The 21727-nt window shown below is 68.0% G+C and carries 24 protein-coding genes and 1 tRNA gene; 11 read left to right on the forward strand and 14 right to left on the reverse strand.

Going from position 1 to position 21727, the window contains the following annotated elements; translation table 11 throughout:
• The first annotated feature begins 69 nt into the window (after window positions 1–69).
• A complete protein-coding gene (locus tag IEY26_RS00195; RefSeq protein WP_188974642.1) occupies window positions 70–519 on the forward strand; it encodes a hypothetical protein in 450 nt (149 codons plus the stop codon).
• 96 nt (window positions 520–615) lie between these two features.
• Here IEY26_RS00195 and IEY26_RS00200 read toward each other — a convergent pair whose 3' ends face one another.
• Window positions 616–1599: a methyltransferase domain-containing protein gene (locus IEY26_RS00200; RefSeq protein ID WP_229773859.1), complete on the reverse strand. Its 984-nt coding sequence runs from the start codon at window positions 1597–1599 to the stop codon at window positions 616–618.
• Between the two features lie 188 nt (window positions 1600–1787).
• Here IEY26_RS00200 and IEY26_RS00205 point away from each other — a divergent pair, with 188 nt between their 5' ends.
• A complete protein-coding gene (locus tag IEY26_RS00205; RefSeq protein ID WP_188974643.1) occupies window positions 1788–2348 on the forward strand; it encodes a TATA-box-binding protein in 561 nt (186 codons plus the stop codon).
• A gap of 302 nt (window positions 2349–2650) precedes the next feature.
• Here IEY26_RS00205 and hisG read toward each other — a convergent pair whose 3' ends face one another.
• Complete coding sequence (hisG, locus tag IEY26_RS00210) at window positions 2651–3496, reverse strand: ATP phosphoribosyltransferase (RefSeq protein WP_188974644.1); 846 nt, start codon at window positions 3494–3496, stop codon at window positions 2651–2653.
• Between the two features lie 136 nt (window positions 3497–3632).
• Between hisG and IEY26_RS00215 the strand changes: the two genes are divergently transcribed.
• From IEY26_RS00215 to IEY26_RS00225, 3 genes are all read left to right on the forward strand, one after another.
• Window positions 3633–4910 carry an amidohydrolase gene (locus IEY26_RS00215; protein WP_188974645.1) on the forward strand — a complete coding sequence of 426 codons (1278 nt, stop codon included), beginning with the start codon at window positions 3633–3635 and terminating at the stop codon, window positions 4908–4910.
• Between the two features lie 115 nt (window positions 4911–5025).
• Window positions 5026–5979 carry a hypothetical protein gene (locus IEY26_RS00220; protein ID WP_188974646.1) on the forward strand — a complete coding sequence of 318 codons (954 nt, stop codon included), beginning with the start codon at window positions 5026–5028 and terminating at the stop codon, window positions 5977–5979.
• Between the two features lie 419 nt (window positions 5980–6398).
• Window positions 6399–7679 carry an adenosylhomocysteinase gene (locus tag IEY26_RS00225; protein WP_188974647.1) on the forward strand — a complete coding sequence of 427 codons (1281 nt, stop codon included), beginning with the start codon at window positions 6399–6401 and terminating at the stop codon, window positions 7677–7679.
• A 6-nt stretch (window positions 7680–7685) separates the two neighbouring features.
• Here the strand turns inward: IEY26_RS00225 and IEY26_RS00230 are convergent, their stop codons facing one another.
• Together IEY26_RS00230 and IEY26_RS00235 are read right to left on the reverse strand one after the other, a co-directional pair.
• The gene (locus tag IEY26_RS00230) at window positions 7686–8198 is read right to left on the reverse strand and encodes a TspO/MBR family protein (protein WP_188974648.1); all 513 of its coding nucleotides are present in this window, start codon (window positions 8196–8198) and stop codon (window positions 7686–7688) included.
• Window positions 8199–8292: 94 nt separating this feature from the next.
• A complete protein-coding gene (locus IEY26_RS00235) occupies window positions 8293–8715 on the reverse strand; it encodes an iron-sulfur cluster assembly scaffold protein (protein ID WP_188974649.1) in 423 nt (140 codons plus the stop codon).
• Window positions 8716–8875: 160 nt separating this feature from the next.
• Here IEY26_RS00235 and IEY26_RS00240 point away from each other — a divergent pair, with 160 nt between their 5' ends.
• Window positions 8876–9025 carry a hypothetical protein gene (locus IEY26_RS00240; RefSeq protein WP_188977138.1) on the forward strand — a complete coding sequence of 50 codons (150 nt, stop codon included), beginning with the start codon at window positions 8876–8878 and terminating at the stop codon, window positions 9023–9025.
• 33 nt (window positions 9026–9058) lie between these two features.
• Here IEY26_RS00240 and IEY26_RS00245 read toward each other — a convergent pair whose 3' ends face one another.
• The 3 genes from IEY26_RS00245 to IEY26_RS00255 form a co-directional block, all read right to left on the reverse strand.
• Complete coding sequence (locus tag IEY26_RS00245) at window positions 9059–9820, reverse strand: DUF429 domain-containing protein (protein WP_188974651.1); 762 nt, start codon at window positions 9818–9820, stop codon at window positions 9059–9061.
• A 209-nt stretch (window positions 9821–10029) separates the two neighbouring features.
• Window positions 10030–10134, reverse strand: a tRNA-Arg gene (locus IEY26_RS00250).
• Window positions 10135–10355: 221 nt separating this feature from the next.
• Window positions 10356–10733, reverse strand: coding sequence for a YccF domain-containing protein (locus IEY26_RS00255; protein ID WP_188974653.1), 378 nt, complete (start codon window positions 10731–10733; stop codon window positions 10356–10358).
• 72 nt (window positions 10734–10805) lie between these two features.
• Here IEY26_RS00255 and IEY26_RS00260 point away from each other — a divergent pair, with 72 nt between their 5' ends.
• Together IEY26_RS00260 and IEY26_RS00265 are read left to right on the forward strand one after the other, a co-directional pair.
• Entirely contained in the window at window positions 10806–11450 is a 645-nt protein-coding gene (locus IEY26_RS00260) for an AAA family ATPase (protein WP_188974655.1), read from the forward strand.
• On the forward strand, window positions 11447–11854 hold the full coding sequence (locus IEY26_RS00265) for an RNA-binding domain-containing protein (protein WP_188974657.1): 408 nt from the start codon (window positions 11447–11449) through the stop codon (window positions 11852–11854). Before IEY26_RS00260 ends, IEY26_RS00265 begins: the two co-directional genes overlap by 4 nt.
• A 7-nt stretch (window positions 11855–11861) precedes the next feature.
• Here the strand turns inward: IEY26_RS00265 and IEY26_RS00270 are convergent, their stop codons facing one another.
• On the reverse strand, window positions 11862–12836 hold the full coding sequence (locus IEY26_RS00270; protein ID WP_188977050.1) for a hypothetical protein: 975 nt from the start codon (window positions 12834–12836) through the stop codon (window positions 11862–11864).
• A gap of 179 nt (window positions 12837–13015) precedes the next feature.
• Here IEY26_RS00270 and IEY26_RS00275 point away from each other — a divergent pair, with 179 nt between their 5' ends.
• Window positions 13016–13399: a secondary thiamine-phosphate synthase enzyme YjbQ gene (locus tag IEY26_RS00275; RefSeq protein WP_188974659.1), complete on the forward strand. Its 384-nt coding sequence runs from the start codon at window positions 13016–13018 to the stop codon at window positions 13397–13399.
• On the opposite strand, the gene IEY26_RS00280 is transcribed toward IEY26_RS00275, so the two are convergent.
• From IEY26_RS00280 to IEY26_RS00290, 3 genes are all read right to left on the reverse strand, one after another.
• On the reverse strand, window positions 13392–13949 hold the full coding sequence (locus IEY26_RS00280) for a magnesium transporter (RefSeq protein ID WP_188974661.1): 558 nt from the start codon (window positions 13947–13949) through the stop codon (window positions 13392–13394). The two genes, IEY26_RS00275 and IEY26_RS00280, sit on opposite strands and share 8 nt — an antisense overlap.
• Complete coding sequence (locus tag IEY26_RS00285) at window positions 13950–14522, reverse strand: magnesium transporter (RefSeq protein ID WP_188974664.1); 573 nt, start codon at window positions 14520–14522, stop codon at window positions 13950–13952.
• A 462-nt stretch (window positions 14523–14984) separates the two neighbouring features.
• The gene (locus tag IEY26_RS00290) at window positions 14985–16376 is read right to left on the reverse strand and encodes a signal recognition particle protein Srp54 (protein WP_188974666.1); all 1392 of its coding nucleotides are present in this window, start codon (window positions 16374–16376) and stop codon (window positions 14985–14987) included.
• Between the two features lie 84 nt (window positions 16377–16460).
• On the opposite strand from IEY26_RS00290, the gene IEY26_RS00295 reads away from it, so the two are divergent.
• On the forward strand, window positions 16461–16931 hold the full coding sequence (locus IEY26_RS00295) for an MPN domain-containing protein (RefSeq protein ID WP_188974667.1): 471 nt from the start codon (window positions 16461–16463) through the stop codon (window positions 16929–16931).
• Window positions 16932–16943: 12 nt separating this feature from the next.
• Here IEY26_RS00295 and ftsY read toward each other — a convergent pair whose 3' ends face one another.
• The 3 genes from ftsY to IEY26_RS00310 form a co-directional block, all read right to left on the reverse strand.
• Complete coding sequence (ftsY, locus tag IEY26_RS00300; protein WP_188974669.1) at window positions 16944–18161, reverse strand: signal recognition particle-docking protein FtsY; 1218 nt, start codon at window positions 18159–18161, stop codon at window positions 16944–16946.
• A gap of 4 nt (window positions 18162–18165) precedes the next feature.
• Complete coding sequence (pfdA, locus tag IEY26_RS00305) at window positions 18166–18627, reverse strand: prefoldin subunit alpha (RefSeq protein WP_188974671.1); 462 nt, start codon at window positions 18625–18627, stop codon at window positions 18166–18168.
• Window positions 18628–18933: 306 nt separating this feature from the next.
• Window positions 18934–20556, reverse strand: coding sequence for a DNA-directed DNA polymerase II small subunit (locus IEY26_RS00310; RefSeq protein ID WP_188974673.1), 1623 nt, complete (start codon window positions 20554–20556; stop codon window positions 18934–18936).
• Between the two features lie 94 nt (window positions 20557–20650).
• Here IEY26_RS00310 and IEY26_RS00315 point away from each other — a divergent pair, with 94 nt between their 5' ends.
• Window positions 20651–21574, forward strand: coding sequence for a S26 family signal peptidase (locus IEY26_RS00315; protein WP_188974675.1), 924 nt, complete (start codon window positions 20651–20653; stop codon window positions 21572–21574).
• Window positions 21575–21727: the final 153 nt, after the last annotated feature.

The raw sequence follows: 21727 nt of genomic DNA on the forward strand, positions 1-21727 counted from the left end.
AGAACTCGCGCTCACAAGTGCGATAGCAGCTGTATAAGTTATAAATAGAGGAACAGATATGGTGAGTAAATGGAGTCGAGTGATAGCACCCAGCGACGGGTCGGAGTCGCGGTCGCGTACGGTGTTTCGGCTATCGTCCTCTGGTTCGTGCTCTTCGTCTCGCTCGGGGCGTTCGTCGGTCTTCCGGTCGTGTTTGCGGGCTTCGTCTCGTCGCCGGTCATCGTTCCGTTCGTGGCTGCGGCGACGCTGTTTCGCGTCGAGTGGTTCGAACGCGAGAAGTGGTCGGCGGGGACGACGCTCTCGAAGCGGATCGGCCTCGGTGTCCTCGTCGCCGCCGCGAGCGGCGTCGTCGGCATTCCCGTGATGGGTGGCCTCTCGGTTGCCGGCGCGCCGTGGTGGCTCGCGTTTCCGCCGGGAGTGCTCCTCGAACTCGTCGTCGGGTTCGTCGTCGCTCTCAACCTCCTCGCCGACTACCTCGACGCCGACGCGCTCCGCGAGGAGTCCCGGTTCGCGTCGTAGTCGAACCATGACTGCTCGGAATCAGCAGCGAAGGCACCAGCGACCGCATTCACCTCTCGCGCCTCCTCGCCGAACTCGGTCGATAGCGCCGGCGGCTCAGCCGAGGACGAGGACGTGGCGGACGAGCGAGCGGTGGACGCGGCGTTCGAAGCGGTTTTTCACGGTCCAGCCGGCTTCGCGGGCTTCCGCGCGCCAGTCGCGGTCGGCGACGAGGACGCAGCGACCAGTCGAGACGCGGCGGGCTTCCGCGAGCGCGCCGGCGACGAGGTCTTTCAGCCCGTGCGTCTCGATTTTCGACTGGCGGCCGTAGGGCGCGTCGAAGACGACGCCGTCGACGGAGTCGTCGCGGAGGGCGAGTCGGGTGGCGTCGCCGCGGAGCACGTCGAACGCGGAGTCCGAGAGCTCGCTGAGGTTCTTCCGGGTCCCCCGAACCATCTTCGCCTGCGCGTCGTTCCCTATCGGTTTCGCGCCGACGATACCGGCTTCGAGGAGGACGCCGCCCGTCCCGCACATCGGGTCGAGGAGGCGGTCGCCGGGGTCGACGCGCGCGAGGTTCACGAGCGCGCGGGCGTCCAGCGGGGCCATGCTCCCCGGCTGGAAGAACGGCCGGTCCGTGGGCTTGCGGTCGCCGTAATCGCGGACGCTCGCCGCTTCCAGCCAGCCGAGCGCGCAGACGCCGTCGCCGTCCGCGCGCTCGCTGAAGACCGCGCGGAGCTCGTGGTCGGGGTCGTCGAGGTCCACCGAGAACCCGCGGTCGACGAGCACGCTTCCTAACTCGCGCTCGACGCGCTGCGTGTCGACGCCGGTCGCGCCGCGGACGTCCCGCGCGCGGACCGCGACGCTGCCCGCGCGCTCGACGCTCGACGCTTCGAGGAGGACGCGCGCGCTCCCGAGGTCGGCGTCCGTCCGGCCGAGGAGCTCGCTCGCGAAATGCGTGTACGCGAGCGTCGCCACGCGCCCCGCGTCCAGCACCGTCGCCGTCGCCAGCCCGGCCGAGAACCGGTCGACGCCGCCCGCGGCGACGCCGGCCTCCGCCGCCGCGAACCCGTCGTCCTCGCCCGCGAATTCGAGGAGGTACACGCCACCCACTCGCCGCCCCACCCCGTTGAGCGTGCCGATACGATACCCACCCCGCAGCGACCGCATCCGCCAGTCAGTTCGCACGAGCGAAATCGCCGGCTGGCGCTCGGGTTCGACCGAGATATGAAGGCGAGGCTCGCAGGACCGCCAACATTTATAAACCTTAAATACGCAGTTTAAGTCGAGAGATGACCGACCCCAAGGAAACCATCAACATTGAAAACGTGGTCGCGTCGACGGGTATCGGCCAGGAGCTCGACCTCCAGTCCGTCGCGATGGACCTCGAAGGCGCTGATTACGACCCCGAGCAGTTCCCCGGCCTCGTCTACCGCACGCAGGAGCCGAAATCCGCCGCGCTCATCTTCCGCTCCGGGAAGATCGTCTGCACCGGCGCGAAGAGCACCGCGGACGTCCACGAATCCCTCCGCATCGTCTTCGATAAGCTCCGCGAGCTCAACATCAAGGTCGAGGACGACCCCGAAATCGTCGTGCAGAACATCGTTACGTCCGCCGACCTCGGCCGCCAGCTCAACCTCAACGCCATCGCCATCGGCCTCGGCCTCGAGAACATCGAGTACGAACCCGAGCAGTTCCCCGGCCTCGTCTACCGCCTCGACGAACCCGAAGTCGTCGCGCTCCTCTTCGGCTCCGGCAAACTCGTCATCACCGGCGGGAAGAAGCCCGAGGACGCCGAACACGCCGTCGACAAAATCGTCTCCCGCCTCGAAGAACTCGGTCTGCTCGAGTAAATTTTTCCGCTCGGGTTTCCTCGTGAGCGCTTCGCGCTCACTGCGGGAACCTCTCGCGTAAAAAGACACGGAAGAAGGCCGCTCGCCTCCGGCGAGCGGGTGCAACAGGGAGGCCGCGACCGCACAGCAACGGGTTACACCGATAGTCGAGCGAGAGTCGAGTAACCGGCTCGGGCGAGAGCTCCGACTCGCCGCCGAAGTGATGGTTCTAGCTGGCAGTCGTGGACGATGTTTCGCTCTCGGAGCGGTGGGCTGTGGCGTCCGCAGAAACGTGTTTTTCGAGAGATCGGGAGGAGGCGCGCTCAGTCCACTAAGCGTTCGATTTCGGTGACGAGGATGCCGGTCGCGCCTTCGTCTTTGAGGGCGTTGATGGTCTCGAAGACGTGGCGTTCTTCGACGACGGCGTGGACGGCCACGGTGTCTTGGCCTTCGACGTCCATGACGGTGGGGCCGCCGAGGCCGGGGATGACCTCCTCGATGGCGTCGAGGTTGTCCTGCGGGGCGTTGAGCATGAGGTAGCGTTTGCCGTCGGCGTCGAGGACGGAGCGGAGCGCCATCGCGACCTGCTGGGTCTTTTCAGTACCGGCGACGTCGTCGCGGGCGAAGAGGCGGACGCTCGACTTGAGGACCTCGTCGACGACCTCTAAGCGGTTCACGCGGAGCGTGGTCCCGGTGCTGGTGATGTCGATGATGGCGTCGGCCATGTCGACGTGCGGGGTGAGTTCGGTCGCGCCGGAGACCTCGACGATTTCGGCGTCGACGTCCATCTCCGCGAAGTACTCTTCTGCCAGGTGGGGGAACTCGGTGGCGACGGTCTTCCCGTCGAGGTCGTAGACTTGCTGGATGTCGCCGTCCTGCGGGGCGGCGAGGACGATGCGGCAGTTCCCGAACCCGAGGTCGATGAGCTCTTCGAGGTCTGCGCCGGCCTCGCGGACCATGTCGTAGCCGGTGATACCGATGTCGGCCGCGCCGTCGGCGACGTACTCGGGGATGTCGGCGGCGCGCGCGAAGAGGATGGAGATGTCGGGGTCGACGGTGTCGGCGTAGAGCTGTCGGTCGCTCCCGCCCTCCACGCCGAGACCTGCGCGGTCGAGCAGGTCGAGCGTGGGGTCGTGGAGACGGCCCTTGTTCGGAACGGCGATTTTCATACTCCGGCGTTCGCACGCGTCGCCCTAAGGACTGCCGATGCCGGCCGTCCACCCGCTCGATACGCCACTGTTCCTCACACGAGGCGCGCGGTCAGTAATCGGACCCGCTAAGGAGGCGGCGGCGCACGCTGGAACTATGAGTACGCTCCAGATCACGGACGGGCGCGTTCTGCTCCCCGACATGTCCGTCGAGACCGGCGACGTCCTCGTGAATCAGGATTCGGGCGACATCGTCGCCGTCGGCGACGTCGAAACCGGCGACGAGACGCTGAACGCCGACGGCTGCCTCATAATGCCGGGGCTGGTGAACGCGCACACGCACGCCGCGATGAGCCTCCTGCGCGGCTACGCCGACGATAAGCCGCTCGACGCCTGGCTCCGAGAGGACATCTGGCCGGCCGAGGCCTCGCTCACCCCGGAGGACGTCCGCGCCGGCACGGAGCTCGCGCTCCTCGAGTTCATCGAAAGCGGCGTCACGAGCTTCGCGGACATGTACTTCCACGAGCCGGAGGTCGTCGACGCCGTCGCCGACGCCGGCCTGCGTGCGCGCCTCGGCCACGGCGTCGTAACGGTAGGTAAGGACGAGGCGGACGCAGTCGCGGACAACGAGGAATCCCTCGCCTTCGCGCGAGAGTACGACGGCGCGGCGGACGGGCGCGTGAAGACGGCGTACATGCCGCACAGCCTCACGACAGTAGACGAAGCCCTCCTGCGCGAGTTCACGGCGGAAGCCCGGGAAGCCGGCGTTCCCCTCCACTTCCACGCGAACGAGACGCGAGACGAAGTCGACCCCATCGTCGAGGAGCGCGGGATGCGCCCGCTCGCGTACGCCGACGACCTCGGGATGCTCACGGACGAGGATTTCGTCGCGCACGGCGTCCACTCGGACGCGAGCGAGATCGAACTCCTCGCGGAGCGCGGCACCGCCGTCGTCCACTGCCCCGCGTCGAACATGAAACTCGCCTCGGGCGCGGCACCCGTCCAAGCGTACCGCGAGGCGGGCGCGACGGTCGCGCTCGGCACGGACGGCGCGGCGTCGAACAACGACCTCGACGTCTTCGACGAGATGCGGGACGCCGCGATGCTCGGCAAGCTCGCCGCCGAGGACGCGAGCGCCGTCCCCGCCGAAGCCGCCGTCGACATGGCGACCCGCGGCGGCGCGGACGCCCTCGGCTTCGACGCCGGCCGCATCGAACCCGGCGCGAACGCCGACCTCGCCGTCGTCGACTTCTCCGCGACGCACCTCACGCCCGTCCACGACTACGTCAGCCACCTCGCCTACGCCGCGCGCGGGAGCGACGTCCGCCACACCGTCTGCGACGGCCGCGTCCTCATGCGCGACCGCGAGGTCGAAACGCTCGACGCCGACGCCGTTCGCGCCCGCGCCGCCGACGCCGCCGCGAACCTCGATTAACCGTTCAACCGGCCCGGTAAACGCTCTCGAACGGTTTGAACGGTTTTTCAACGGAGTGCACGGGGGTGGACGGTTTCCCCGGTTTATGCAGTGTCCCCCGATACGAGGGAGTGTGATGAGACGAAAGCTCACCGCAGTCCTGACCGCGACGCTCGTGCTCACCGCCGCGGCCGCCGGCGTCGGCGCGCTCGGCGGTGCCGTCGCCGCGAGCGGAAACACGACCCTCGGTATCGACGTCGACCAGGCGGAGGCCGGGAACGCCGCCACGGTGACCGTCACCGACGACGGCACGGCGGTCTCGAACGCCAGCGTCGACGTCGACGCCGCGAACGACTCCACGTACGCGGGCGTCGGCACGTACACCACCGACGCGAACGGCACGGTCGACCTCCCCGCGCCGAGCGAGACCGTGACCGTCACGCTCTCCGCGAGCGCGCACAACGACACCGCGACGACGACCGCGACCCTCGACGCGGCGAACGACACGAACGCCACGGACGAATCGGAGAACGCGACGTTCGGGCAGCGCGTCGCCGCCTTCGTCCAGTACCTCCACGACACCGACCAGATGGAGGGGAGCGCCGTCGCCGAGTTCGTCGTCGGACACAACCCCGGGAACGCTGACGACGCACCGGGGCACGCTGACGACGCACCGGGGCACGCTGACGACGCACCGGGGCACGCTGACGACGCCCCCGGGCACGCTGACGAGAACGAGACCGAGCGTGACCACGAGAACGACGGCCACGCGGACGAGAACGAAACTGACCGCGACGAGAACGAGACGGCCGAGAACGAGACCGAGCGCGGTCACGGGAACGGCCACGGCGCAAATGCGACCGACGACGACGATGCGGTCGAGCGCGGCCACGGCGACGACCGCGATGACGACGCGAACGCGACCGACAACGACGACGCGGAGCGCGACGGGAACGACCAGCAGCGCGCTGACCACGAAGACCGCGAGGACGATGAAGACAACGCGGACGACGAAGACGGAGACCGCAAGGGCGGTGACGCTCGCGGGAACGGTAACGGCGAGCAGCGCGGCCACGGCAACGGGAAGTAATCCCGAGCCGCTCCGCAAGCCACACCTAGTCGAGCCGGTTTTTCAACTGCGAAACGCGTACCGTACGCAGCGACACCGACCCGTCTGCCGAACCGGATCATATCGACACCGACCCGTCTACCGAACCGGGTCATAGCGATAGCGGTCTCGGCGGCGTCACGAGACGATTCAATCCGAATTAGTCGCGGCCAGTGTGTTTTTTGTGTCGGCGACGGTTGACTTAGGTGCCGTCGAGGTGGAGTCCATCTCCGCCCGACGCGAACGACGAACCGTCGGTCGCTATCGGAACCCACCACCACACGCCGGCGGAACCGGTTACGGGCGGTCCGCCGGCCGCGTTCCGATACCCTACTTCCGCTTCGTTCGATGAGCAGGGAGTGTTCGGTAGCGTTAACTGCGCGCTCGCCGACGCTCGATGTATGACCGCCGACCCTATCAGCGACCGCGTCGACGACGTCGACGAGGCGCGCACGTCCGGTCGACAGAAGATCGACTGGGCGTTCGAGCACATGCCGATTCTCACCGCGCTCCGCGAGGACTTCGAGGCCAGCCAGCCGCTCGCCGGCGAGACAGTGGGAATGGCGCTGCACGTCGAGGCGAAGACCGCGGCGCTCGTCGAGACGATGGCCGCCGGCGGCGCGGAGGTCGCCATCACCGGGTGTAATCCGCTCTCGACGCACGACGACGTCTCCGTCGCGCTCGACGCGCACGAGAACATCACGTCCTACGCGGAGCACGGCATCGACGACGTCGAATACTACGAGGCTATCGACGCCGTCATCGGCCACGACCCCACGGTCACGGTGGACGACGGCGGCGACCTCGTCTTCCGCATCCACGAGGAGTTCCCCGAGAAAATCGACACCATCATCGGCGGGACGGAGGAGACGACCACCGGCGTCCACCGCCTCCGCGCGATGGACGAGGACGGCGAACTCGACTACCCGATGTTCAACGTGAACGACACCCCGATGAAGCACCTCTTCGACAACGTGCACGGCACCGGGGAGTCCGCGCTCGCGAACATCGCGATGACCACGAACCTCTCCTGGGCCGGAAAGACCGTCGTCGTCGCCGGCTACGGCTACTGCGGCCGCGGCGTCGCGAAGAAAGCCGACGGGCAGGGCGCGAAGGTCGTCGTCACCGAAATCGACCCGCGCAGAGCGCTCGAAGCCCACATGGAGGGCTACGAGGTCACGAACATGGACGACGCCGCCGAGCGCGGTGACGTCTTCATCACCACGACCGGGAACCGCGACGTCCTCGCCGCCCGCCACTTCGAGGACATGCAGGACGGCGTCGTCCTCGCGAACGCCGGCCACTTCGACATCGAAATCAACTTAGAAGAACTCGGCGAGCTCGCGACGAGCACGCGCGAAGTCCGCGACGGCGTGCAGGAGTACGAACTCGTCGACGGCACGCGCGTCAACGTCCTCGCCGAAGGCCGGCTCGTCAACCTCGCCGCCCCCACCGCCCTCGGCCACCCCGTCGAAGTCATGGACCAGTCCTTCGGCGTTCAAGCTGTTTGCGTCCGCGAACTCGTCGAACGCGGCGACGACTACGACGCCGGCCTCCACGACGTCCCCGACGCCCTCGATAAGGAGATCGCGGAGACCAAACTCGACGCCGAAGGCATCGACATCGACGTCCCCACCGACGTCCAGCGCGAGTACATGGACTCCTGGCGGCACGGGACCTGATTCGGGTTAGTTCAGCAGCCAGAACTGGTAGTTGAGGTAGGCGGCGAACGACACCCAGAGCAGGTACGGAACGAGCAGGGCTGCGGCGCGCCGGTCGATTCTGGCGAACGCCCACGTCGTCGCCGCGATGAGCACCCAGAGCACGGCGATGACGACGAGCGCCGCGCCGATTTCTCGCAGTCCGAAGAAGACGGCGGACCACCCGAGGTTGAACGCGAAGTGAACGGCGAAGACGCCGCCGGCGAGTCGGACGCCCCGAGGATTCTCTTCGCCCTGCCGCCAGACGAGCCACGCGGCGACGCCGACGAGCGCGAACAGCGTCGTCCAGACGGGGCCGAACACCCAGTTCGGCGGGGCGACCCCCGGCCGCCGGAGCGTCCCGTACCACTCCGCCAGCCCTTGTGCGGTGAACACCGCGCCGGACGCGCCGACGGCCTCCACGGCGAGCACGGCGACGACGAGGGACGCGACAGGGTGGGCTCTCGGGAACTCGGCGACGCGCGCGGAAAGCGCACTCATACTCGCCTATTCGGCAGAGAACGACATAGCTGCTTGCACGACCGTCGAGGGCGTGGCGGACAGTCGAAGCCGCTTCAGACGCCCTTAGACGCCGTCAGTCGTCGTCTTCGGTCTTCGTCTGTTCGAGTTCTTTCTCGCCGCGGTAGATGTCCGCGCCGTCCTGGACGACTTTCTCGGCGAGAACGGCGCACTTGATGCGCATCGGGGTGACGTCGACGCCGAGGAGGTCGAGGACGTCATCGCGGTCGAGGTCGTCGACTTCGTCGAGCGTCATGCCGGGGAGTTCCTGCGAGAGGAGGCTCGCGGACGCCTGGCTGATGGCGCAGCCGTCGCCCTCCCAGGAGACGTTCGCGATGGTCTCGTCGTCGTCGAGTTCGACGTCGAACTCGATCTCGTCGCCACAGGAGGGGTTGTAGCCCTCGTGGCTGAACGTCGGGTCCGCCAGCCCCCCGAAGTTCCGGGGGTTCTTGTAGTGGTCAAGGATCTGCTGGCGGTACATGTCCGAACCCATGCTCATACCCCTAGTTGGGGGCGAGCGCCGGAAAAACGTTCCGTCGCCAACGGGTCGCCCCGCGATCCGCCGCCGACGACGGGGCGCGCGTCCGGCCGCCCTCCGGGAATCTGTCCTCTCGAAACCCACCAATCATTTAAGCCGAACGCGTGCGTGACACTGACACGTGCCGAAGCTCGACTGTCCGGACTGTGAGCGCGGAATCGCGATGCACGAACTGGAGACGAAGACCGTCGCGCAGACGACCGGGTTCGAGACGAACTATCGGTGTCCCTTCTGCCGCGCCGACTTCGAAGACGTCGGTCAGCTCCTCTGAGCCGGCTCCACGCCAGTTCTCACCCGCCGACAGTCACTCCTCGGGCGCGTACACCATCTCCATCGGGAGACCACGCGGGTCAGTGTCGTTCTGACCCGGTTCGACAGACGGGTCAGTGTCGGGCTCCGCGGGAAGCGTCGTCGTCTCCGGCGTTCGCGGGCTCGCGGTGAGCGCGAGCGCGAACGCGTCGAGGACGTCGTCGTTCGACGCCGCGCAGTCGAGCGATTCCCCGACTTCTCGCACGGCCCGGAGCACGTCCGCGTCGACGGTTTCGAGCGCGTCGACGCGCTCCCAGAACGCCGCCGCCGGCTGCCCCGTCTTCGAGTACGCGGTCGCCTCGCCCCCGCGGAGCGCCGCGAAACACACCTCCGGGTGCGCCTCCCGGACGACGCCCACGCGCTCCGCGGGGTCCGCTCGGAGGAACTCGTCCACCTCCCGAATCTTGTCCGCAATCGCCCACGCCTGCCGGCCGAGACTCCCCTCGGTCTCCGCCTCCTGAATCCGCTTCGCCTCCGCGTACTCCTCGGCCTGCAGCGTCTCCCGCACCGGCGGCGGGAACACGCTCCGCCCGCGCGGCGACCCGAGATACGCCCGCGCCGCCGTATCACACGCCCGCGGCGACCCATCTCCCTCCCGAAGCCCAATCGGCGTATCAACCAGCACCGTCTCCGCGTCCGGATACGACTCCCAGACGCCCGCGAACGACTCGAAGAATCCGCCGCCGACGAACGACTCGCCCCCGTACGCGACCGCCACCCACCCGTCCGGACACCCGTCGACGCCGACGTAAGTCATACCCGACGAACGCGGACCTACCGGAAGAACGCACCGACGGAACAGCGGATACCACGATGAAAACGGCACGACGGGAGTCACGCGAGCTCCGCTCGGCAGAATAGCGGGCACGACGGGAGTCTCGTGAGCGCCAGCGAACGAGACTAAGCGGGACCGCAGGTCCCGCGGAGTCCTCCCAGTGTTCCGCGAGCCGGAGGTTCGCGGGAAAACGGGCACGACGGGATTTGAACCCGCGACCGTCGGATGTCTCCTCACCCCAGATACCTGCGGATGATTAGAAGTCCGACGCTCTATCCGGACTGAGCTACGTGCCCTCGGCGTGGAGTAGATGGGGCGTGCTCAAAAAGGGAGTGGGATGCGCCGGGGGGAGACGGCACACCGGGGTGGAAAATCGAGAGGGTCCTCGCGAGCCCCAGAGGGGCGGGTGAGGGCGAGCGGGACGCAAAGCGTCCCGCCCTGGCCGAGTCGCCGACGGCGCTTTCGGAGACGTCGGCGGCGTCTCCCGGTCCGCGAACGAGAGAGAAGCGCACGGAGCCTAGCCGTCGAAGCGGTAGAGGCTGGTGACGTAGGGGAGGCGGTTGAACATCCAGACGGCGAGGGGGAGGCCGATGATCGTGACGGCGAGGAAGGCGGCGACGTTCGCCCAGAGGAAGGAGAGCCACCAGCCGACGAGGAGGAAGTAGAGGGCGCGTGCGAGGAGCGAGCGCTGGGGCTGTTGGAGGTCGGGGCGGTTGAAGCCGCGGGGCTCCTTGAGGGTGAGGACGGTGGGGACGACGTTGATGAGTTTGACCGCGAGGGGGATGCCGAGGACGGTGACGCCGAGGAGCCAGGCGAAGTTGACGACGATGGGGGTGGCCCACCAGCCGACGAGGAGGAACCAGACGAGTCGGACGAAGAGGGAGCGCTGCGCCATACAGGCGTTTGCGGGCCGCTCGGGCATAAAGAATGGCAAACGGTAAGGGTCGGTCCGGACTACTCCGATTCCATGAGAGTCATCGGCGTCGTGGGGCTCCCGGGGAGCGGGAAGAGCGAGGCAGCGGCGGTGGCGGAGGACCTCGGGATTCCCGTGGTGACGATGGGTGACGTGATTCGCGCGGAGACGCGAGAGCGCGGGTTGGATCCGGCGAAGGACCACGGGCGGGTGGCGCAGGCGCTCCGCGAAGAGGGCGGGCCGGCGGCCATCGCGGACCGGTCGCTCCCGCTCATTCAGGAGGCTCTCGCGGAGTCGGAGACGGTGCTCGTCGACGGGATTCGGTCGGGCGCAGAGGTAGAAGTGTTCGAGGAGGCGTTCGGCGACGATTTCCTGCTCGTGAACGTCTACGCGCCGTTCGACCTGCGGCGAGAGCGCATCACGAGCCGGGGGCGCGACGTCGGCGAGGAGGGAGGAGGCGAAGGGCTAGAGGCCCGCGACGAGCGCGAGCGGTCGTTCGGGATGGCGGACGCCATCGAGGCGGCGGACGTGACCGTGGAGAACACGGGGACGCTCGAAGACTTTCAGGCGGAGATACACGAACTCCTCACCGAGAGCGCGGATTCCGACGGAGACGCGGAGGCCGACGGGGATGTGGAGACTGACGGAGGCGCGGAGACCGACGAGCCGAAGGGCGACGGGGGCGAAGACGGCGTATGATTTACAGCGTCGACGTTCGCGTGTCCGCGCCGGTGCAGCCGACGGAGGTCGAAGAGCGCGTCGCGGCCGCCGTGGAGCGGTTGTTCCCGAACGCGGACGTGGAGCGCCACGGCGACCGCGTGACAGCAGAGACCCACGAGGTGGAGGGGTTCCGGGAGCGGCTCTTCGACCAGCAGATTCTCGACACGGCGCGCGGGGAGTTCCTCTCGAACGCCGACGGCGAGGGGTTCGACTTCGAGTTGAAGAAGCAGGCGGCGTTCGAGGGTGTCGTGAACTTCGCGGTCGGAGGCGAGTCCGAGCTCGGCGACATCCACGTCGACGTGACGGTGAACGAGCCGTCCGTGGAGGAGTTTATCACGTATCTCGCGCCGGAGACGGTGGACGGGAAGCCGACGAGCGAATAGCGAGCGCTCAGAGGAGGATGGCGAGCGCGACGGCGATGAAGACGACTTTTCCGGCGACGTTGACGGCGATGACTTTCGAGCCGAACTCCGCGCCCCAGATGCCGTACTGGAAGGGGATGGAGCGTTTGAACGTGGAGACGGCGAAGGAGACGACGCCGCCGACGAGCATCGTCGCGACGGCCTGCTCGGGCGTGAAGACGCCGGGGACGAGCGGGGCGATGGCGAGCGCGCCGCTCGTCGTGTCCACGGCGAACACGGCGATGACGGGGACGGCGGCCGCGGGGAGACCGACGGCGGCGGCGAGCGGGTCCGCCCCGGCCTGCGAAGCGACCGCCGTAAGGTCGACGTTACGCGTGAGGAGGACGACGAGCGTGTAGACGACGGCGAGCCGCGGGAGGATGTCGCGGAGCTTCGCCCACGTCGATCCGAGCGAGTCGCGAACGCGCTCGCCGCGGCCGGCGTCGCCGTCGGACTCGTCCGGGGTGTCGACGGCGCGCTCACCGGCTGTCGAATCGGTTGATTCGGCGTCGGCGGCGTGGCGGACGTTCCGCTCGGGGAGGAAGAGCGCGCCGGCGAGGACACCCGTGAGCGTGACGGCGAGCGCGACGGCGGCGCGCGCGCCGACGTAGAGGAGGCCGACGCGGAGGCCGAGAATCGGGATGAGGACGGGCGCGTAGAAGGTGAAGATGTGCTGGACGAACCCGAAGACGGTGTTGATGGTGACGGCGACGAGGGTGGCGCGGTCGTCGAGGACGCCGTCCTCGCGGAACTCGGCGAGCATCCCGTAGCCCGCCGTCGGCGAGGCGGTGGTCGCGAGGATGGCGGTGCCGACGGCGGTCGGGAGGTTGGCGGCGCGGGCGAGGGGCGCGGCGAGCGCGCCGATGCGGCGGATCGCGCCGAACTCGACGGCGAGGTTCGCGAAGAAGAGGCCGACGGCGATGGCGGCCGCGATGGACGCGACGCGCGGCCCGACGGCCACCAGGGTCGCGGCGAGTTCCGCGGCGACGTCAGCGACGGGCGCACTAGATGCGGACGCCGGAGTCACACCCGTGTCTTCGCAGCGCGTGCTCTTGGTGGCGTCGAAAGTACTGTCACGCCTGTCGAGCCGAGCCACACCGACGCGAACCGAACTGTTTCCTCGGTGGCGCGACCACGGCGAGTATGCCCGAGTTCACGGTGGAAACGGAATCGCACACCGGCGTCGTCGACGTGACGGGCGCGGTCGAGAGCGCGATTCCCGAGGACGCGAACGGGGTGGCGACGGTGTTCGTCCGGCACACGACGGCGGGCGTCGTCGTCAACGAGGCCGAGTCGCGCTTGCTGAAGGACGTCGAGGCGTTCGTCGAGACGCTCGCGCCCGACGCGGGGTGGGCGCACGACGAGTCGGACGGGAACGCCGACAGCCATCTGCGCGCCCTCGTGCTCGGGGAGAGCGTCACTGTGCCGGTGACGGACGGCGCGCTCGACGTCGGGACGTGGCAGTCCGTCCTGCTCGTGGAGTGCGACGGCCCGCGGACGCGGACGGTGACAGTACGAGTCAGATGAGGAGTTGAGCGACGGCGAAGAGGACGAGGACGCCGAGGACGTCGCAGGTGTTCGTGACGATGGGGATGACGACGTCGTCGGGGTCGAGTTCGAAGCGGTAGGCGGCGTACGTCGAGAGGAGGGTGACGACGATGGCGAGCACGGCGAGCGCCGCGCCCGAGGTGAGCGCGACAGTGACGACCGTGAGGAGCGAGAGTTCGACGCCGGTCGTGAGGAGGGAGAGCACCCACGCGCCCGCGCCGACGAGCGGGAAGATGGACACCGCGAGCGCGACCGTCGCGACCGCGTTCCCGGCGAGGTCGTCGTCGCGGTGGTCGAAGGAGAGCGTGCCGAGGTGGAACGCCGTCGAGAGCCGGGAGGCGAGGATGCTCCCGAGGTTCCCCGCCGTGCCGATGGTGACGGGGACGAGGACGAGGAGGGTCGGGTGCGCGTAGAGCGTCGCCTCGAAGGAGCCGAGGACGAGCCCGGAGAGGAGTTCGACCGTCGTGAGCGCGATGAGGACGGGGAGCATCGCGCGCGTGATGCCCTCGACAGTCCACTCCTCCGGCATCTAAAGCACCCCCAGGACGACGCGAACGGAGAGGAGGAGGAAGGCGACGCCGAAGACGTCGCCGGTGGTGGTGACGAGCGGGCCGACGAGCGTGTCCGGGTTGTACCCCCGTCGGAAGCCGACGATGACGACGACGAGGACGGCGGCGGTGAGCGCGATACCCGAGAGGAAGCCCGCGAGGAACGCGATGCCGACGAGCACCGGGAGCGGCGCGACGGTCCGCGCGAGCAGTTGAAGGATGACGAACCCGCCGACAGCCGCGTAGACCGACGCGAGCAGGCCGTTCCCCATCGCGGCGGCCGTGGCGGCGCGGAGGCGGTCGTCCTCGATGTCGAACACCGGCTCCACGAGCCCCTGATGGAGGCCCGTCGCCAGCCGCGCGCCGAACGACCCGTAGACGTTCCCCCGCGTCGCCAGGAGCGCCGGCACGAGCACGAGGAGGCCCGGAACCGCCTGCAGCTCCGCGCGCATCCCGCTCAGCACGACGCCCGACGCGAGCCCGCCCACCATGCTCGCCAGCAGGGCCGGCAACGCCTCCTCGTACGCGTCGACGGCGACGTCCCGGACACCCATTAGGCGATTTCACGCCCGCAGGGGTGAAAAGTCGGACGGGTACACACCCACTTTTTACTCTGCGGGGGTGGCCTTCGGCCACCCCGCTCGGTAAAAACGTGGGGAAAAAGCACTCCTCCTTCGGTCCCTCCGGTCCCTCAGTCGTCGGCCCGCGACTCGCGGTGCTCGTCGCGGTGAACTGGCGACCTACCGGGTCCTAACGGACCGCTCGGTCGCCGGATGCTCGACGGACCTTTGAATAGAAATCTGACGAGCATTCGCGAACCGAGCGGCTCGTCAGAGCCCGGAAGGTTCGCGATTCACTCGCGGCGAAGCCGCGAGGCCGACGAACCCCCGGAGTCCGCGTGAGCCAACGGCGAACGCGGGCAAGGAGGAGCGGAGCTCCGACTGAGGGGGTGAGGAGGCTTTTAGTCCAGGTTTTTATCGAGCGCCCGGCAGGGCGCTCGCAATAAAAACGTGGGTTTAGAATAAGCCGCCGAATCCGCCACCGCCGGGGCCGCCACCGCCGCCGCCGCCCATCTTCTTCATCATGCGTTGCATGTCGCCGTCGCCCATGCCCTGGAACTGCTTCATGGTCTGGGCCATCATCTTGTGCTGTTGGAGGAGTTCGCGGACGGTCTCCTCGTCCTGTCCGGAGCCTTTGGCGATGCGGCGGACTTGGCTCGCGCCGATGCCGCGGGGGTTCTCGAGTTCCTCCTCGGTCATCGAGTCCATGACGACCTCGAAGTGGCGGAGGCGGTCCTGCGTGACGTCCATGGCGTCGTCGGGGAGCTGGTCCATGATGCCGCCGCCCATCCCGGGAATCATGTCCATCACCTGGTCGAGCGGCCCCATGTTGTTCATCGCCTGCATCTGCCGGCGCATGTCCTTGAGGGTGAACTCCCCTTTGAGCATGTCCTCGGGGTCCCACTCCTCGTCGTCTTCCACCATGGACTCCTCCATCGCGCGTTCGACGCGCTCGGAGAGCTGCTTGAGGTCGCCCATGCCGAGGAGGCGGGAGATGAATCCGCTCGGCTCGAAGCGCTCGATGTCCTGGACGGTCTCACCGGTCCCGAGGAAGGCGATGGTGGAGCCGGTCTCGTTCACGGCGGTGAGCGCGCCGCCACCTTTCGCGGTCCCGTCGAGCTTCGAGATGATGACGCCGTCGATACCGATCGAGTCCTCGAACTGGCGGGCCTGGTCCTTCGCGCCCTGGCCGATGGCGGCGTCGAGGACGAGGAGGCTGCGGTCGGGGTCGACCGCGCGGTCGATGTCCTCGATCTCGTCGATGAGGTCGTCTTCGAGCGCGTGCCGGCCGGCGGTGTCGACGATGTGGACGTCGGCGTCCTCGGTCGCGTCGAGGCCGTCGCGCGCGATCTTCACGGGGTCGTCCTCGTCGGGGTCGCCGTAGAACTCGACCTCGGCGCGCTCGCACATCTGCTTCGCCTGGTCGTACGCGCCCGGGCGGAAGGTGTCCGTCTGGATGACGGCGGGGCGGAGGCCCTTCTTCGAGAACCACCACGCCATCTTCGCCGCGCTCGTGGTCTTCCCGGAGCCCTGGAGGCCGGCGAGGAGGATCGTCTGACTCTCCAGCGGGAGGTCCGTGGATTCGCCGACGAGGTCGACGAGCTCCTCGTAGACGATGCGGAGCACGTGGTCGCGCGCCGTCGTCCCGCCCGGCGGCTCCTCTTCGAGCGAGCGTTCCTTGATAGAGTCCGAGAGGTCCATGACGAGGGAGACCTCGACGTCGGCCTGGAGCAAGGAGCGCTGAATCTCCTTGACGACCTCGTCGACGTCCTCCTCGGAGATGCGGGATTTCCCGCGGAGCGTGTCGAGCGTCCCCCGCAAGGAACTCCCGAGGTCGTCGAGTACCATTTGCCTACTAGCAGTCGCCCGCGACGTAAAGGCTTTATCTACCACCCCCAGGGGGTTATGCCGGTCGAGCCCGAAACCCGGGTGATGGACCCCGACTCGGCCGCGCGAGACCGCGTGTTCGTCGCCCGCCCGCTCCTCGACGTCCTCCTCGAATTCGGGAGCGACACCGACCCGCAGCGCCTCTCAGTCGCTCTCGCCACGGAGGACGCACGCGACCTCGTTCCCTCTGCGGCGTCGACGACGAGCGACGTGGCCCTCGCCGACCTCGACTCCGATCAGTCCGTCTACGCCGAGTTCTTCCTCCCCGACGCCGGCAGGTCGGTCGAGAACGTCTTCGGCGTGAACCTCTCCACGCCCCCCGGCCGCACGCGCGGCCGCTTCGTCACTCACCCCGACGGGAACCCGGACCTCGCGGCGACGGACGACCTCTCCGTCCGCGTGCTCGTCGCCACCCCGCCCTACGACGTCGAGAACGTCCGCGCCTACGACCGGAGCGGCAGACGGATCGAACTCGTCGTCGTCGCCGCCGACGCACCGGACGAAGAACCGCTGTGAGAAAGGGGGCGCTCAGTCGCCGAGGAGGTCCTCGACGAGCGCTTCGGGGTCGAACTTCACGAGGTCGTCGTATCCCTGGCCGGTCCCGAGGAAGAAGATTGGCTTCCCGGTGACGTGCGCGATGGAGATGGCCGCGCCGCCCTGTGAGTCCGCGTCCGCCTTCGTCAGGATGGAGCCGTCCACGGGAACGGCGTCGTTGAACTCGCGCGCGCGGTTCACGGCGTCCTGGCCGGCGACGGCCTCGTCGACGAAGACGGTGAGGTCGGGGTCGACGACCCGCCCGATCTTCTCGAGTTGCTGCATCAGGTCGTCCGACGTGTGCAGGCGACCGGCCGTGTCGCCGAGCACGACGTCGATGTCGTTCGCCTCCGCGTACTCCACGGCGTCGTAGATGACGGCCGTCGGGTCGCCGCCCTGCTCGTGCGTGATGATGTCCACGTCGAGGTTCGCCGCGTGCTCCTCGATCTGCTGGTTGGCACCCGCGCGGTAGGTGTCGCCGTTCGCGAGCACCGAGGAGTGCCCGTTGTCGCGGAGGTACTTCGTGAGCTTCGCGATGCTCGTCGTCTTCCCGACGCCGTTCACGCCCGTGAAGATGACGACCACCGGCTTCTCCGACTGCTCGATGGCGTCGTCGAAATCAACGCCGTCGACGCTGATGACGGAGAGGAGCGCGTCCTTCAACGCCTCCCGCACCACTTCGTCCGTCGACGTCGTGAACTTCTTCTCCTCACCGACGAGGTCGGCCTTGATCTGATCGAGAATCTCCTGTGCGACGCCCATCTCCACGTCGCTCTCCAGGAGCGCCATCTCGAGCTCCCAGAGCGGGTCCTCTAAGTCCTCCTCGTCGATGACGACGCGACCGCGAACCGCCGACTTCGCGCGCGCCGCGAAGCCGGCCCGCGACGACCCCGAATCCGCCTCGGACTCAGGCTCGTCCGTTTCTCCGTCGGCTTCTGCGGCTTCGGACGCCGCCGACTCGGCCGCTTCAGATGCCGCCTCCGATTCGGATGCTTCGGGTTCTGCTTCGGCTTCCGCGGCCGTTTCCGCCGCTTCGGATTCGTCAGCTTCCGCGGGCGTCTCGCCCGTGTCAGCGTCCGCGGGTTCCGTCGGCGCTTCGGACTCGGGCGTCTCCTCGTCTTCCGCCTCCTCGACTTCCTCGGCGTTCTCCTCGGCGACGTCTTCGGCGTCGCTCCGGAACTTCCCGAGTCGGTCCTTCAACCCGTCGAACATGGCCTTATTCCTCGTCTTCGCCCTGCTGCTGTTGCTGCATCTGCTGCTGCATCATCTGCTGTTGGGCCTGCTGCGCCTGCTGTTCGAGCTGCGTCGATTCCTCCTGAAGCTCGCTGATGTCGTCTTGGACGTCCTCGATGCGCTGGTCGACTTCGTCCTTCTTGTCGTCGAGGATCTCCTGAGCGTCGCCCTGCGTCTGCTCGGCGGAGTAGCCCGCGCCGAGTTCGACGACGACCTCGTCGATGTCGTCGACTTCCGCGCGGACGAACGCGCCGCCGCCGAGCGGGACCTGCACCGTCGAGCCCGTTTCGAGGACGTCGAGCGCCTCGATGGCCTCGTCGATTTCGACCTTCTCGGCCTGGAGGTTCTCGACCTCGCCTTCGAGGCCTTCGATCTCCTCTTCGATTTCCTGGATTTCCTGTGAGAGCTGCTGCAGCTGCTGTCGTCCGCCGCCTCCGAGACTCATGGTTCGAAACCGGAGTGCGAGCGGGAAGTATCTTTCCAAGGAGGCCCTCGCTCACTCTCTTCGGACGTCGACGCCACGGCCCACGGGCGCGCGCTCAGCGTTCCACCGCCGACGCACCGCCGAGGTTCACTGACTAACGTGGGGCGCTCGGGCGTGTGCGAACGCCTCACTTGCAGTCGAAACAGGGGGGTCGAGGCGGCGCGGTGCTGGAGCCGGCGGGGCGTCGAGTGGGGCGGTCGGCGTCGCTCGCGGGTGTCTCCAAGAACGGGCGCGAAAGAAGGGTCGATTGCGGGTCGACCGGGAGGGTCAGCGGAACGTTCGAACGGTCACGTCGAGCGTGTCGAGGTCGAGGATGGGCGCGGTGGCGACGTCCGGCTGGATGTTCACGGACTTCTGGAACTCCGTCTGCGCCTGCCAGCACCCCGAGTTGATGAGGCGGACGTTGTGGTACTCGCCGACGCCGAGCTTGTGGACGTGGCCGGTGTGGAAGACGTCCGGAACGTCGTCGATGACGAGGTAGTCCTTCTCCTCCGGAGCGATGCGCATGTGGCCGCCGTACTGCGGCGCGACGTGGCGTTTCTTGAGGAGCTGTGCCATCGCGTCGTGCGGCCGGTCGTAGCTCGCCTTGTCGTCCGGGAGCTCCGCCACCATCTCGTCGATGCTCACGCCGTGATACATCAGGATGTCGACGCCCTCGACGTTCACCGTCGAGGGGTTCCCCGTGATGTGGGCGTCGTGCGCGCTCATGATGTCACGGAGCTCCTCGTCGAAGCCCGGCTGGGGTTCCGCGAGCCGAACGGCGTCGTGGTTCCCCGGAATCATCACGACCTCCATGTCGCCGGGAATCTCCTTCAGGTACTCCGCGAACTGCTCGTACTGCTCGTAGATGTCGACGATGTCGAGCTCCTCGTCCTGGTTCGGATAGACGCCGACGCCCTCCACCATGTCGCCGCCGACGAGGAGGTACTCGACGTGCTCTGCCTCCTCGGTGTGGAGCCAGTCCGCGAAGACCGACCACGCCTCCGCCTCGAACTCCTGGCTGCCGACGTGGACGTCGGAGATGAGCGCCGCCTGCACGTGGCGGTCGGCCGTGCTCGGCCGGTACGTCCGCGGCACGTCCGGGAAGTGGACGCTGTCGGCGAAGAGGATGCCGCCATCGTTCGACAGCGACCCCTCGACCGCGATGACTTCGTCCATGAGGAGTTCGTCGACGACGCTCGACCACTCGCGGTCCTTCATGATGAGCGCCGGGAACGTCCCGTTCGTGTCCTCTAAGTCGACGATCCAGTGACCGCTCTTCGTCGAGCGGATGTCGTCCACCATCCCGACGATGGCGGCGTCGCTCCCGCCCGGCATCGACTCCAGCGCGTTCGTCGGTCGGTGGTTCACGCGCCCGCGGAGCTTCTTCGACAGCCGCTCGTAGCGGTCTCTGAACACCGTGACGAACTCGTCGTACTCGCCCGTCCCCGTCGACTGCCCGGTCACGTCGTTCCCGATAGCGAGGTCGTGCAGCGTCTCGTCCACCCGTCGCTCGAACGCCTCGATACCGTCCGCGACACCCCCCTTCGTTTCGACTGCATCCGGCACCGCACTCTCCGGGTTCGCTATCGAATCAGCTCCACCCGAAGACGCGGTGTCAGCCGCCGAATCGGAGGCGGAAGCGACAGCAGCGCCGCCAGCATCCGCCTCGTCGATATCTGCTTCGTCGGCGTCCGGCTGGCCGGGAGCCGTCCGGTCGGGGTCGTCGAGCGTGTCGTGGACGAGCGTCGTCGTGATGGTGAGGACGTCGTCCGGCGCGGCGTCGACGACGGTGTCGACGGCCGCGTCGGAGTCCGGCGCGTCCGCGAGCAGCGTCACGGCCTCGCGCTCGGCGTTGTAGCCGCGGCTCGTCAGTCGACGAACCACCCGCACCGGCTCCTCTAAGGGCACACCGTCTCACGAGGCCGTCGGAGGAAATAGGACTTCCGGATGACGGAGGCGAAGCAAGAAGGTTCAAACCCCCGGTCCCCATAGCATCGGCGTAATGAGAGATGGCGACACCCCCGACCCGCGCGACGGCCCGCGGGCCGCCATCAGTTGGTTCCTCCGCACGGACAACGGCGTCGTGCTCTTCTTCCGCGAGATGCTGTCCAGCGCGCTCGCCGTCGCGCTTGTCGGCCTCGTCCTCTTCGCGGCGTCCGGCCTCTGGCCGCCGCTCGTCGCCGTCGAATCCGGCAGCATGGACCCGCACCTGAAGAAGGGCGACCTCGTCTTCGTGATGGAGGAACACCGCTTCGCGCCCGACGCCGCCTACACCGACACCGGCGTCGTCACCTACACCGACGGGAAAGACGTGGGCTACACGAAGTTCCACAGCTACGGCGACGTCGTCGTCTACGAACGCGACGGCCGGAACAACTCCACGCCCGTCATCCACCGCGCGCGCTTCTGGGTGAACGAGAGCGAGAACTGGTACGGGAAAGCCGACCCAGCCTACCTCGACCCCGCGTGGGACAACTGCGAGGAACTCCCGAACTGCCCCGCCCCCAACAGCGGGTTCGTCACCAAAGGCGACGCGAACCCCCTCTACGACCAGGTCTGGGGGATCAGTAAGCCCGTCCACCCGACGTGGATACAGGGCACCGCCGAGTTCCGCGTCCCGTGGCTCGGCTGGATCCGCCTCATCGCCTCCGGCCAGAGCCCGACCCTCGCTCTCCTCGACGCCGGCCACGTCGTCGACCCGGCGACCGCCACCACCGGCGTGACGTCGACGAACGCGACCGCCTCGAACGCGACCGCCTCGAACGCGACCGCAGTCGAGAACATACCGGCGACAACGACAACAGCGGCCGCGACGATGCCGACCGCGACCGTGTCACCGGTGAGTGCATCCGAAACGACGGCCGAGGAGGGGGTCGGAGCGCCGCGTTCGGCGTCGAGCCGTCCTGGAACGCCGAGCGCGGCGTGAGTTGAGTCGGGGCATCGAGTCCGCGTCTGCCGGTGCGTCGCGGGAACCCCCCGGTTTCTCCTGCGCGCACGCAGGGGAGCGCGTTCGCGGGTGGCTCGGACCGCGTGGCGTGTCGGCGGTTCGAAGGCTCCAGTGGAAACAGGGGGGTCGTGC

Source organism: Halocalculus aciditolerans (assembly GCF_014647475.1).
GTDB classification, from domain to species: domain Archaea; phylum Halobacteriota; class Halobacteria; order Halobacteriales; family Halobacteriaceae; genus Halocalculus; species Halocalculus aciditolerans.